Raw genomic sequence first — 12,917 nt, forward strand, 5'->3', positions numbered from 1 at the left:
CCCTTGTAGGTAGGGACAAGGTCTGAGGTCCTGGTTCGCTTCGAGCAGCGCCCCGTCATTCTTCTTCCTCGGATGAGTCGTCATCGTCGTCTCCGCCACCCGCACGGCTGGGGACTTCATCGTCGTCCAGGCCGAATTCCTCATCATCGAGGAACGAGTCGTCTTCGACGCCTTCCATTGCGGAGAAGACATCCTCTTCTTCGAGTTCATCTTCCTCGACCAGCAACTCGAGGTTGAGTCCGAGAGACTGGAGTTCCTTGACCAACACGTTGAACGACTCGGGAATACCCGGTGTCACCGAGTGCTGTCCCTTGACGATGGCCTCGTAGATCTTCGTGCGGCCGTTGACGTCGTCGGACTTGACGGTCAGCAGTTCCTGAAGCGTGTAGGCCGAGCCGTACGCTTCGAGCGCCCAGACTTCCATCTCGCCGAAGCGCTGGCCACCGAACTGCGCCTTACCACCCAGCGGCTGCTGCGTGACGAGCGAGTAGGGACCGATCGAGCGAGCGTGCATCTTGTCGTCGACCAAGTGAGCGAGCTTCAGCAGGTAAATCTGGCCGACAGTGACGGAGCGATCGAACTTATCGCCGGTCTTGCCGTCGAACAGCGTGGCCTGACCGTTGGTCGGAAGGCCGGCGCGCTCGAGCAGCGACCAGATTTCGATTTCCTTCGCGCCATCGAACACCGGCGTCGCCAGGCGGAAGCCCTTCTTCATCGACTCGGAGAAGGCGAGGACTTCCTCGTCCTTCATCTTGTCGAGGCGCTCGCCGAGATCATAGAACTCGTTCGGGTCGGCACCGTCGTCGACAAGCTCCTGCGGCATCGCGAAGGCTTCCTTGAGCTGCATGCGAGCAGCAGCAGCGCCGGAGCGCTGGCAGATGTCGTAGATCTGCTTGCCAAGCTCTTCAGCAGCCCAACCAAGGTGCGTCTCGAGGATCTGTCCCACGTTCATTCGGGAAGGAACGCCAAGGGGGTTCAGAACGACGTCGACGGGAGTGCCATCCGGCAGGAACGGCATGTCTTCCATCGGCATAATCTTGGCAATCACACCCTTGTTGCCGTGGCGGCCGGCCATCTTGTCGCCGACGCTGATCTTGCGCTTGCTGGCAACGTAGACCTTCACGAGCTTGATCACGCCCGGGGGCAACTCGTCGCCGGTCTTGATGCGATCGACCGAGTTCTTCGCGCGATCGTCGATATCCATCTCGCGGGCGCGAACATCCTGGTACAGGCGCTTGATTTCGCTGCCGACCTTGCCGTCGACGGGAAGCATACCCGTCTGAAGGCTGTGGCGAATGTAGGCAATCGCGGACGGGCTCGGCTTGTCGCCGGGCTTCATTTCGACCTTGCCGGTCTCGAAGTTGACGATTTCCTTGTCCAGGCCAACCAGCAGCTTGACCAAGCGCTCGTCGAACTCCGCCCACAGGTTCTGCATTTCTTCTTCGCGCGTCCGCTCGACGTCCTGAATCCGGGCGCGGTCTTCACGCTCGGTCTTGGCGCCGCGCTCCTTGCGCGAGAACGTCTTGATATCGATGACGATGCCGTTGGTTCCGGGCGGAACCTTCAGCGAAGCATCACGCACGTCGCCGGCCTTCTCGCCGAAGATAGCGCGCAGCAGCTTCTCTTCCGAGCTCAACTCGGTCTCGCCCTTCGGCGTCACCTTGCCGACCAGGATGTCGCCCGGATCGACCTTCGCGCCGATGTAAACAAGGCCCGTCTCGTCGAGCTTCGAAAGCGCCTCTTCCGAAACGTTCGGAATGTCGCGGGTGATCTCTTCTTTGCCCAGCTTGGTGTCGCGGGCATCGATCTCGAACTCTTCGATGTGAATCGAGGTGAACACGTCGTCGTGGACGAGGCGTTCGGAGATCAGGATAGCGTCCTCGAAGTTGTAGCCACCGGCGCTCATGAACGCCACGAGCACGTTGCGGCCGAGGGCCAGTTCGCCCATGTCCGTGCCCGGGCCGTCGGCCAGCACCTGGCCTTCGCCAATGTCCATGCCCTCATGGATGATCGGGCGCTGGTTCATGCACGTGTTCTGGTTCGAGCGCTTGTACTTCTCGAGGCGATAGGTATCGGTCTCACCGGTCTCGGTGCGGATGATGATTTCCTCGGCGGTAACCTTCTCGGCCACGCCAGCGCGGCGGGCGATCAGACACACGCCGGAGTCCTGGGCGACCTTGTGTTCGATGCCCGTACCGACAAGCGGCGACTCCGTGAACAGAAGGGGCACGGCCTGGCGCTGCATGTTGGAGCCCATGAGCGCGCGGTTCGCGTCGTCGTGCTCCAGGAACGGAATAAGCGCGGCGCTGACGGAAACCAACTGTTTCGGCGAGATGTCCATGAACTGGACCTCGTCGGGCTTGACGCGCGGGTAATCGCTCTGACGACGGCAGAGAACCTGATCCAGAACGAACTGGCCGTCGTCGTCGAGCGGCGCGTTGGCCTGAGCGATCGTGAAGCTGTCCTCCACGTCCGCCGTCAGGTAGTCGATCACATCGTTGGAGACGTGCTTGGCGTCGACCTTACGATAGGGGGTTTCAATGAAGCCGAACGGGTTGATGCGCGCGTAAGTACACAGTGAACTGATCAGACCGATGTTCGGGCCTTCCGGCGTCTCGATCGGGCAGATACGTCCATAGTGCGTATGGTGAACGTCGCGGACTTCGAAGCCCGCGCGATCGCGCGACAGACCGCCAGGACCAAGGGCCGAGAGACGGCGCTTGTGAGTCAGTTCGGCCAGAGGGTTCGTCTGGTCCATGAACTGGCTCAACTGGCTGCGACCGAAGAAGTCGCGCACCGCGGTCACCAGCGGCTTCGCGTTGATCAAGTTCTGCGGCAGCATGTTCTCGAGATCGACGATCGACATACGCTCGCGCGCCGTCTTCTCGATCTCCGCCAGACCCATGCGGATCTGGTTCTGAAGCAGCTCGCCCACGCAGCGGACGCGGCGGTTGCCCAGGTGGTCGATGTCGTCCACCTCGACCTCTTCCGCGGCCAGCTTCGAGAGGTGCTTCATCACGTGAAGCAGATCTTCCATGCTCAGCAGGCGCTGGCTCAGATCGCCTGTGCCGGTGCCTGCGTTATAGAAGCGCTTGTTAATCTTGTAACGGCCCACTGCGCCGAGATCATAGCGGCGCTCGTCGAAGAACATCTCCTCCATCAGGCGCTTTCCGGCGAGAGCGCTGACCGGGTTGCCCGGGCGCATTTTGCGGAAGAACTCGATGACGGCGTCGTCTTCGGTGCGGACCTTGTCTTTCTGGATCGTGCTCAGCATCGGCCCAGGCATTTCCGGGTTGTCGAGCAAGAGCACCTTCAGAGCCTTGATGTTGGCGTGCGAGCAGCGGCGCAGCATCGACGTCGTGATGACGTCCCAGGTCTCGGCGAGAATCTCACCAGTGGTCTCGTCCACCACGTCGGCGGCCAGCACGCGGCCGACGAGCGACTCGTATCCCTCGGCCAGGTTCAACTGAACCTCGTCCACGCCCGCCTGGCGCAGGGCTTCCTGGGACTTCTTCGTGACCTTCTGGCCGTGGTCGATGACGATCTTGCCGCCATCGTCGACCACTGTCTCGGCGTATTCGGTGCCGAGATGCTCCTGCAGATCCTCGACGCTGGTGAAGCCGGCGACGAAGTCCTCGATGTCGACGAACTCGGTGGCGAAGAACTCTTCAGCCAGCTTTTCGTCGTCGCGATAGCCAAAGGCGCGCAGGAAGGTCGTCGCCAGGATCTTGCGCTTGCGATCGATCATGACGTACATGACGCCGTAGATGTCGATTTCGAACTCAACCCAGGCGCCGCGGTACGGAATGATGCGCGCACTGTAGGTGAGCTTGCCGTTCGGGTGCGTTGCGGTCGAGAACGACACGCCCGGCGAACGGTGCAACTGCGACACGATCACGCGCTCGGCACCGTTGATGATGAAAGTCCCCTGTTCGGTCATCAGGGGAATCTCACCCATGTAGACTTCCTGCTCCTTGATGTCGCGAATCTCGACCTGACCGGTCTCTTCGTTCTGTTCGCGGACAATGAGCTGAAGTTTGAGCTTCAGGGGCGAAGCGTAGGTCATCCCACGGTCGATGGATTCCTTGACCGTGTACTTGGGAGTCCCGAATGTGTACTCGACGAAATCGAGAGTGGAAGGATCGCCCGGGGCCGAGATCGGATAGACCGAGCGGAAAACTTCCTGCAGCCCCTTCATTTCCCGCTGATCGGGTGGGACTTCAAACTGCAGAAAATCCGAGTAGGATTGCTTCTGAGTTTCCAGAAGGTAGGGCATTTCCATCACTTCTGGGATGCGCGCGAAGGAAAGTCGCCCGTTCTTTCGCGCCGATTCGCTGACAGCGGTTGCCATGTGAAGCTCCTAGGGTGAGACGAGGTGAAAGCAATCGGACCGCACGAGGCGGAAAATCTGTCTGAAACGCAAAAAGGCCGCGGCTCCAGCACCCTCGCAGGCGCGGATCAGCGGGTTATCCGATTACTGTTTGGCTGTTTAACAACGTCTTTTTGACAAGGGACAAGCGTGAACCCTTACTGACTGTGTGCCGCGTTAGCCCGTCGATCATGACAAGATGTGAAGCAAGTCCTGTCAATCCCAAAGGGCGTACTCCGACGTATAATCAAGCAAATTTCCGGCCAAACGAAATGGACAGGGGGCCGACGGGTGCCAAACACCCGCCGGACCCCCGGTCCGGAACAGCATCAGGTCAGTTCGATGACCGCACCAACGGCCTCGAGCTGCTTCTTGTACTTCTCGGCGTCTTCCTTCGACACGTCCTTGGCCACTTCCTTCGGGGCGCCTTCGACGAGATCCTTGGCTTCCTTCAGGCCGAGCTGGGTGATAGCGCGGACTTCCTTGATAACCTTGATCTTCTCTTTGCCAGCGTCCTTCAGAACGACCGTGAACTCGGTCTTCTCTTCGGCGGGGGCGGCGGCGGCAGCGCCAGGGGCGGCTGCGCCGGCAACGGCGACCGGAGCGGCGGAAACGCCGAACTTGTCTTCCATAAGCGTGACCAACTCGGCCACTTCCATCAGAGGCATCTGGCCGATTGCCTCAACGATTTCTTCCTTGGTGATAGCCATTTTCTGCAATCTCCTATGTATGCAAAAGCTTGATTTTGAATATCTTGCGTCGAGTTGTTGAAAGTTCTGTGGAGCTTACGCGGCGTCGCCTTCCTCCAGCTTACGCTGCAGGGCGGAGACGGCGTAAACGACCTTCGATACCGTCTGGTTGAGAGCGTAAACGACGTTCTGAGCGGGGGCCTGCATGCTGCCCAGCATCCGTCCGAGCAGCTCTTCGCGGCTCGGCATCTTGGATAGTGCATCCACGCCCTTGGCATCGAGAATTTCGCCGCCGAGCAGGCCGGCCTTGATCTCGAAGCGCTCGCCGTGGTCTTCCGCGTACTTGCTCAGGACCTTGGCCGGCGACACCGCATCCTTCAGACCAAATGCGACGACGGTCGGCCCGGTCAGCTTGTCTTCCAGCCCGTTCATCTCGATGCCGGCCGTAGCCATGGCACGCTTGATGAACGTGTTCTTAGCCACCTTCATGGTCGCACCCTCCTTGCGCAGGAGAGCACGAAGTTCCGTCGCTTCTTCGACGGTCAGGCCTTTGTTATCAAAGAAGACCAGACCATCGCCGTCCTGGAACAATCGTTCCAGTTCGCTGATTGCGCGGACTTTTGGAGAGCGGCCTCGACGCTTTTTCGCGGCTTTTCCAGGTTTCGCCATTTTCTTTCTCACCTCCTTTCTGTATGCCCGGGGCCTTCTGTTGAGACGCCCGGACACCAGTCCCCGCAAAATGGGGGATCAGGAGGAGCCGAGCCTCGGCAGGCTTGGGCCGGTCGCCCGATTTAGGAACGCACCGCTGCGTTCACCTGCTGTCTTAGGCCTCGCTTGGCGAGTTTGTGACCCCGGCGCCGGAATAGGCGCCGGGGGAATTCCAGAGTCGTTCGATCAGGCCTTGCGGTCCGGCGGGAGGATCTTGATGCCGGGGCTCATGGTTGAGCTCAACGTCACGGAGCGCATATACGTGCCCTTGGCGGCCGAGGGGCGCGCCTTCAGGAGAGCATCCAGCAGCGCGTCGACGTTTTCCGCCAACTGATCGTCGGTGAACTTCATCTTACCCACGCTAACGTGGACAATGCCGTAGCGATCGAGACGATACTCGACCTGGCCGGCCTTCAGGTTCTGGACGGCGTCCGCCACGTTCGGGGTCACGGTGCCGACTTTCGGGTTCGGCATCATGCCGCGAGGGCCGAGGACCTTGCCGAGGCGACCGACGTGACGCATCATGTCGGGCGTTGCGATCGCAGCGTCGAAATCCAGGAAGCCTTCCTGGACACGCTTGACGAGGTCTTCGCCACCGACCACGTCGGCGCCGGCTTCTTCGGCCGCGCGAAGGTTGTCGCCCGACGCGAACACAGCGACGCGAACCGTCTTGCCAGTGCCGTGGGGCAGGGCAACGGTGCCGCGAACCTGCTGTTCTGCGTTTCGGGGATCGACGCCAAGACGAACGTCCAACTGAACGGATTCGTCGAACTTGGCGTAAGAGAGCTTGCGGAGCAACTCAACAGCCGGGCGAACTTCACAGAGCTCGGTCTTGTCGTACTGCTCGAACTTCTCGCGATACTTCTTTCCGTGCTTAGGCATTTGTGCTTTCTCCCGTGGTCCAGGCGGTCTCCGTCATGCGGACGACCTCCCACCGAAGGTTGGAATGAATTTATAGAATGAACGCCGGGGCAATTAGCCCTCGACGACGATTCCCATACTACGGGCAGTGCCCTCGACCATGCGCATGGCGGCTTCAACGCTTGCGGCGTTCAAGTCGACCATCTTGAGCTCGGCGATTTCCTTCACCTGCTTGCTGGTCACCTTGCCGACCTTCTCCTTGTTGGGGACGCCGGAGCCCTTGTTGAGCTTGGCAGCCTTGAGGAGCAGTGTCGGTGCGGGCGGGGTCTTCAGCTCGAAGCTGAAGCTGCGGTCCGAATAGACGGTGATGATCGCAGGGATCACCAGGCCGGCCTTGTCCTTCGTGCGAGCATTGTACTGCTTGCAGAAGTCCATGATGTTGATGCCGTGCTGACCGAGGGCGGGACCAACCGGCGGAGCCGGGGTGGCCTGGCCGGCCGGGCAGTTCAACTTGATGGTTGCGATCGCTTTCTTCTTCGCCATGACGGGTCTATCTCTTCCTGAAGTTTAGCGGCTCCTCGAGGGAGCCCAAAATCGGTCAAAGTCGGGTCAGGAAACGCTCTCGACCTGGAGAACGTCCAATTCCACCGGCGTGCTGCGTCCGAAGATGGAGACCATCACGCGCAACTTCGCCTTGTCGTAATCGATATTGTCGATGGTGCCCACGAAGCTCGCGAACGGGCCCTCGATTACCTTCACCTGGTCGCCCAGGCGGTGCTTGATCTCGGCGCGAGGCTTGTCCTTCTTCTCCTCGACCAGACCGCGGATATTCGTGACTTCTTCATCGCTCAGCGGCGTGCGTGCTCCGCCGGCGCCGACGAAACCGGAGACACCCTTGATTTCCTCGGTCAGCTTAAACAGCTCTTCGTTCTCCTCCATCTGGACGAAAACGTAACCGGGCATGATGTTGCGAGCGTGCTCGCGCTTCTTGCCCTCTTTGATTTCAACGATTTTTTCCTCGGGAACGATGACTTCGCCCAGCTTATCGCGAAGACCTTCCACCGAGGCGCGATGCTCGATGTCCTTCTTCACGCTCTTCTCGAAGCCCGAGTAAGTGTGGATGGCAAACCACTTCATAAGTACTTCACAGTCCTTAATCTTCGCGTAGGATGACGGCGGTGGCCGCTGGTGAAACTTCCCGTTCGGGCCGGTCAAACAGACCCCACCCCCGCCAGTGCTGCAATCAGTGGGCCGTCAGCCGCCCAGCATCTTGAAGCCGATTTCCACAGCCTTCGAGAGCAGCTTGTCCCAAACGCCCATCAGTACACAAATGACGAAAGTCGAAACGATCACAACGATCGTGTAGGTGCGCAAATCGTCCTTCGATGGCCAACTGACCTTGGCCATTTCGGTGCGCACCTGGCTGCTGAAGAGTTTGATTTTCTCGAATCCGCCGACGGCCGCCTTGGTGCTCACGAGACTTTCCTTTGCATCAAAGTGCTCGGGCCGCCGCGGGGGCGCTCCGAGCACGGTTTGAATTCAGAATTTTGGCAGGGGCGGAGGGGCTCGAACCCCCAACCTACGGTTTTGGAGACCGTTGCTCTCCCAATTGAGCTACACCCCTGAATTTCTTAGACTTCAGACCCGATCGAACCGGCTTCAAACCCCGCAGAAATCTCCCCACCAGCCGATCAGGCGCGGCTTTCTATCCGCACCTGCCCCCCCCACGCAAGCAGAAACTCCCCAAATCCCCAGCTTTTTTTCCTTCTTTGCGGATCGCCGGAGCGAAAGGGACGGGACCTGCCGATTCGAGCCCGACTCGAGGATCAGTCGGGCAGGATCTCAGACCCGGCCTCGCCACGCAAGGCAGCGGCCAGATTTCCGGGCGTGGTGATAATGACGCGCTTCCCACCGCGCTCGATGAATTTGAGGGCTGCCTTGACCTTCGGCCCCATCGAGCCGGCCGGGAAGTGCCCTTCTGCAACGAGAGCGAGCAATTCTGACACATAAAGCTTCGGGTGGTGCTTCTCGTCGGGCTTCTTGTAATTTGTGTAGATGCCGTCGGCCCCGGTCATGATCAGGAAGGTCTCGATGCCGAGTTCATTCGCCAACAGCGCCGAGGCGAGGTCCTTGTCGATCACGCCGTCAACGCCGTGCAGGTCGGTGCCCTTCCGAACGACGGGAATTCCTCCCCCGCCGCAGGCGATGACCGTCGCGCCGGCATCATAGAGCTTCCGAATGGAATTGAGCTCGATGATCGCCTTGGGCTCCGGCGAGGCGATGACGCGCCTCCAGCCGCGGCCTGGGTCTTCCTTCACGATCCAGCCCTCTTCCTCGTGCTTCTTCTTGGCGTCTTCCTCGGTCATGAAGGAGCCGATGTACTTCGTGGGGTTCTTCATGGCCGGGTCGTCTGGATCGACAAGGACCTGGGTGACGATCGTTGCGATGGGGGCGTCCAAGCCCTGCCGATTCAGGCAGTTGCGCAAACTCTGCTGAATCATGTATCCCATGCCGCCCTGGCTGTCCGAGACGCAGACGTCGACGGTCAACGGGTACAGGATTTTCGTGCAATACTCGCTGCGCGTGATGATGTTTCCGACCTGCGGGCCGTTGCCGTGGGTCAGGATGAAGGACTCGATCATGTCCTCCTTAATCAACTGAGCCAGTTCGGTCATGGTCTCGTCGGTGTGCTGGAACTGCTCCTCCAGCGTACCCCTCTCGCCGGGGCCCACGATGGCGTTTCCGCCCAGCGCGATCAGTAGTTTCTTCATTCCCATCGGTAGACACTCCAAATTCAGGACTCGCGAATCAAGTCGTCGACTGTCTTAAAACATGTGGCGGGAGATCAAGAACATTCGTCAGGGAATCGTAAATGAACCGGGCCCCGTTCGCTGAGAAAACGGAACGGGGGCCAGAAATCATGCTCTGCTGAGCCAGTTCGGCACTAGTAGTACATCCAGCCGATTCCCGGACCTGGGGGCGCGGGCTGAAGGATCAAAGCGCGTGCTCCTTCTCCGTTCTGATGGTGAATCATCAGGAGCCCCTCCGAGGCATTCGCTTTGAATGCCGCTCGGTCGTATGTGACGTCGATGCTGGAAGTCATGTTCGGAAAGACAAACCGGTCCGGAAAGGTCAGTCCCGGATTCTTCGCATCGTAGTGCAGGGTTGGTGTGGAATCCGAATGCCCGGTCAAGTAGCCCTCGATCTCTACTCGGTAGTTGAACTTCGGATGAGTATCCGACAAACCGATCGAGGCTCCATTGCACTCCAGCAGGAGCACGTTCGTGTTGTAGGGCCAGAGGTGTAGTGCTGTCGTTGGCTGGCCGGAGAGGTAATTGAGCCATGTGCTTCCGCCATCGGAAAGCCGGATGACTTCATTGACCAAAAGGGCTGCGGAGAAGAGGCTGCACCTGATCATGTAGTCATCTGTTCCGTCCAGATCGGAGTCGATGAAGATCCTGGTCTGTGAATAGGCAGGTGATCCCCAATCCCCCCAAGTTACGATGCCGAAGGCAATCAAGGCGGTGCTCGGGCCGTCCTGACCGTTGAGACGCTGGATGCCAACGTATTTCAGGTCGCAGCTTGTCTTGCGGGGATCGATTGTGTTCCGAGGACTCTGGAAGGTCAGTTCGTACGGCGACATCACGGAGATCGCATCGGCATTGGGAGTCATCGATGAATCGTTAAACATCGGGGTCCCAGTGAGAGGCAGCGTGAATGTTGTGTGCTGATCGTCCAGGGGGAAGTTCGTTAGAGAAGTCCTCACCGCGCCGACAGGTCGGATCGGATAATAGAACGGAAGCTGGATGTCGCTCGACGCGTCCTTCATCACAAGGTTGCCGGATTCAGCCGGGAACCAGTACCGAGGATTTCCACCCGCTAGCGGCGACATGGCACCCGGCAGTGGGTAATACATTTGGCTCTGGAGTCCCTCGATGCGGATGTCGATGGTCTTTGTTCCACCAGCAGGGACATCCACAACCACACCCGATGGAAGCGAAACAAACACGCCCGGCAAATCGTCCGCCAGATCCGGAGAAGCGATGAATGAAGCCGCAGAGGCGCCAAGGTTCTTCACGGTTACGCTTTGAGTCCATGACTTGGTCCCGGGGGGAACCTCGAGGTTTCGTTGGTAAAGGTGCACTCCATCGGGGTTATCGGTGGCGTACGCGATGACTGATGTGGAGAGCGCCTTCGCGATGTCGATCCGGCCGGCTCCAATGCGCGCGGGGTCGTAGCGCGGAGTCGAGTTGCCCAGTTCGACCGGCATGAATGGATACGCCGTGTTCATCAGGAGCGCCTTCAGTTCCTGCGGCGTCCAATCGGGATGGGCCTCTTTCAACAACGCCATTGCCCCGGCTGCTAGACCCGCGGCCTGTGACGTCCCGATCCGAACGAGGGGCTGGTCTACTGTGCCCATTGCGGCGGAAGTGATATTCACCCCGGGTGCGGCGACGTCGGGCTTCATGATCCCTTGTCGCGCGGGTCCTCGGGAACTTCCTGAATAGACAAGATCGGTTTGCGGGATGTCGTAATCTGACGAGAACGTTGCGATGACGCTCAGCGGATCGTTCGCCAACTCATCTTTGATCAATTGGCCATCGGACTGGCCGAGAAAAAACGCGGGAATCGTGATGATTCCCGGCTCGCCATTCATATCAACCAGCGAATCGCCGGAGTTGTTCACGATGATGGCAGCAATTGCTCCTGCGCTCTGGGCCATTGCAACCTTCTCGTCGAAACGGCATCCGCCACGGTCGATGAGTGCGATATGACCGGTCAGATCCGCGGGGTTTGTCGGCGACGAACACGAATCGTGAGGCTCGACGTAGACCACCCTCTCAGTAATGCCGGGCGAAGTCAGCGCAGGAGTGAAGTTCGATCCACCCACTTCATAAAGGCCAGCGATCGCAGGCGGAGCATCGACGAGGAGTTGCGGTTTTGTGACGCCGGGATCTTGTGAGTTGGCTACAGCGATGACCTTGCGAGCCGCGGCAGGAGTGCTGACGATGTACTGCTCGTCGCCCACGTCGCCGGCTGCGGCAACGACGATTGCGCCGGCATCCACTGCAGCGTTTGCTGCCATTGCAGTCGGTTCAAATTCCGGATCGCTTCCAGAAGATCCGAGAGCAAGACAGATCACATCCATCCGATCAGCGAAGTCGCCGTTACCGTCCGGATCGATTGCCCACTCGATGCCCGCCGGCGCGAAGTTAGTGCTGCCGGCGGGGCCAAAGACTTTGATGGAATAAAGAAGCGATTCCGGCGCGGCGCCTGGGCCGATTCGCATGTCTGCCAGATTGGTCGAGGCATCGTACGTGCCTGTGTAAGTGTCACCGGTTGACGTTACGCCGAAGCCGCCGATCGCTCCTGCGACGTGCGTCCCGTGATCCCACAGATCGACGGGATCCAGATCCGGACTGGGGGTCGTGACGTTGACATTATCGTAAACATCGCCAACAAGGTCGATCCCGCCCGGGATTTTCGCTGAGGGAAATCCTCCATCCAGAATGGTCGGATCGTTTGGGTTCGGGTTCCCATCTCCGCCAAAATCCGCATGCCGATAATCGATGCCTGTGTCGATTACGCCGATCTTGATGCCACTGCCGGTATAGCCGTAGCTCTCCCAAACGGATTGGGCGCCGATGAAGGGAACGCTCGAGGAGTTGTGAGGAACGGCCGCCGCAATCCGCAGGACTGCCTTCACGCCATCGATTTTCTCCAGTGCAGGCATGTTGCCTTCGCTCGGAAAAATCGCGATGCCATTCAGCGTGCGTTGCAGGCGATAGAGTTCGGTGAGGTTCGGGTCAACAGCTCGTAGCTTATCGGCAACACGATCCTGGGCCGCCTTGATCTGCTTCAACGCATCCACACCCCGGGCTACAGCGAGAGATTCCGCATCGTCCCGGTCGGCCGCCTTTGCCTCAGCAAGCGCTTCCACGTAGACCTTCACGGTCGGCGGACTCTCCAACTGGACAAACCAGGCAGCCTGACCCTCGGACTGAGCGGCGGATCCGACAGCGAAAGGCAGCGCCAACAGTGCCGCCAGAAGGAATCGGGTGAGGCGGAAAGCATGGAAGTTTGGGCCGATCTGCATGAAGGGAGTACCCCGAACAGAGAATTGTCGCCGCCCGACGACCATTGAGGAAAAATGCCGAACCTCAACATTGCCAGTCTTCCGCTCACGTGACTCGGACTGACAAGCGGCTGATTTGAGACTACTGCACAAGATATGGGCAATCTTCACGCCAGCAAAATGGGGACGCAGATGAGCCTTGCGAGACGCCTCC

General features: G+C 59.5%; 9 protein-coding genes and 1 tRNA gene. All 10 read right to left on the reverse strand.

Annotation, left to right across the window (positions count from 1 at the left end):
- Positions 1 to 55: 55 nt before the first annotated feature.
- A complete protein-coding gene (gene rpoB / locus KQI84_01605) occupies positions 56 to 4,351 on the reverse strand; it encodes a DNA-directed RNA polymerase subunit beta (GenBank protein MCB2153555.1) in 4,296 nt (1,431 codons plus the stop codon).
- Between the two features lie 347 nt (positions 4,352 to 4,698).
- Complete coding sequence (gene rplL / locus KQI84_01610) at positions 4,699 to 5,079, reverse strand: 50S ribosomal protein L7/L12 (protein ID MCB2153556.1); 381 nt, start codon at positions 5,077 to 5,079, stop codon at positions 4,699 to 4,701.
- A gap of 75 nt (positions 5,080 to 5,154) precedes the next feature.
- Positions 5,155 to 5,727 carry a 50S ribosomal protein L10 gene (gene rplJ / locus KQI84_01615; protein ID MCB2153557.1) on the reverse strand — a complete coding sequence of 191 codons (573 nt, stop codon included), beginning with the start codon at positions 5,725 to 5,727 and terminating at the stop codon, positions 5,155 to 5,157.
- Between the two features lie 225 nt (positions 5,728 to 5,952).
- Positions 5,953 to 6,648 (reverse strand): 50S ribosomal protein L1, encoded by a 696-nt coding sequence (gene rplA, locus KQI84_01620; GenBank protein MCB2153558.1) that lies wholly within the window; start codon positions 6,646 to 6,648, stop codon positions 5,953 to 5,955.
- 93 nt (positions 6,649 to 6,741) lie between these two features.
- Complete coding sequence (gene rplK, locus KQI84_01625) at positions 6,742 to 7,170, reverse strand: 50S ribosomal protein L11 (protein MCB2153559.1); 429 nt, start codon at positions 7,168 to 7,170, stop codon at positions 6,742 to 6,744.
- Positions 7,171 to 7,236: 66 nt separating this feature from the next.
- Positions 7,237 to 7,764 (reverse strand): transcription termination/antitermination protein NusG, encoded by a 528-nt coding sequence (gene nusG, locus KQI84_01630; GenBank protein ID MCB2153560.1) that lies wholly within the window; start codon positions 7,762 to 7,764, stop codon positions 7,237 to 7,239.
- Positions 7,765 to 7,881: 117 nt separating this feature from the next.
- Positions 7,882 to 8,034, reverse strand: a complete 153-nt coding sequence (gene secE / locus KQI84_01635) for a preprotein translocase subunit SecE (GenBank protein MCB2153561.1) — start codon at positions 8,032 to 8,034, stop codon at positions 7,882 to 7,884.
- 141 nt (positions 8,035 to 8,175) lie between these two features.
- Positions 8,176 to 8,251 (reverse strand) — tRNA-Trp (locus KQI84_01640).
- Between the two features lie 202 nt (positions 8,252 to 8,453).
- Positions 8,454 to 9,398, reverse strand: coding sequence for a carbamate kinase (locus tag KQI84_01645; protein ID MCB2153562.1), 945 nt, complete (start codon positions 9,396 to 9,398; stop codon positions 8,454 to 8,456).
- Positions 9,399 to 9,571: 173 nt separating this feature from the next.
- Complete coding sequence (locus tag KQI84_01650; GenBank protein ID MCB2153563.1) at positions 9,572 to 12,724, reverse strand: S8 family serine peptidase; 3,153 nt, start codon at positions 12,722 to 12,724, stop codon at positions 9,572 to 9,574.
- Positions 12,725 to 12,917 lie beyond the last annotated feature (193 nt).

This window comes from bacterium (assembly GCA_020444065.1).
Lineage (GTDB): Bacteria > Sumerlaeota > Sumerlaeia > SLMS01 > JAHLLQ01 > JAHLLQ01.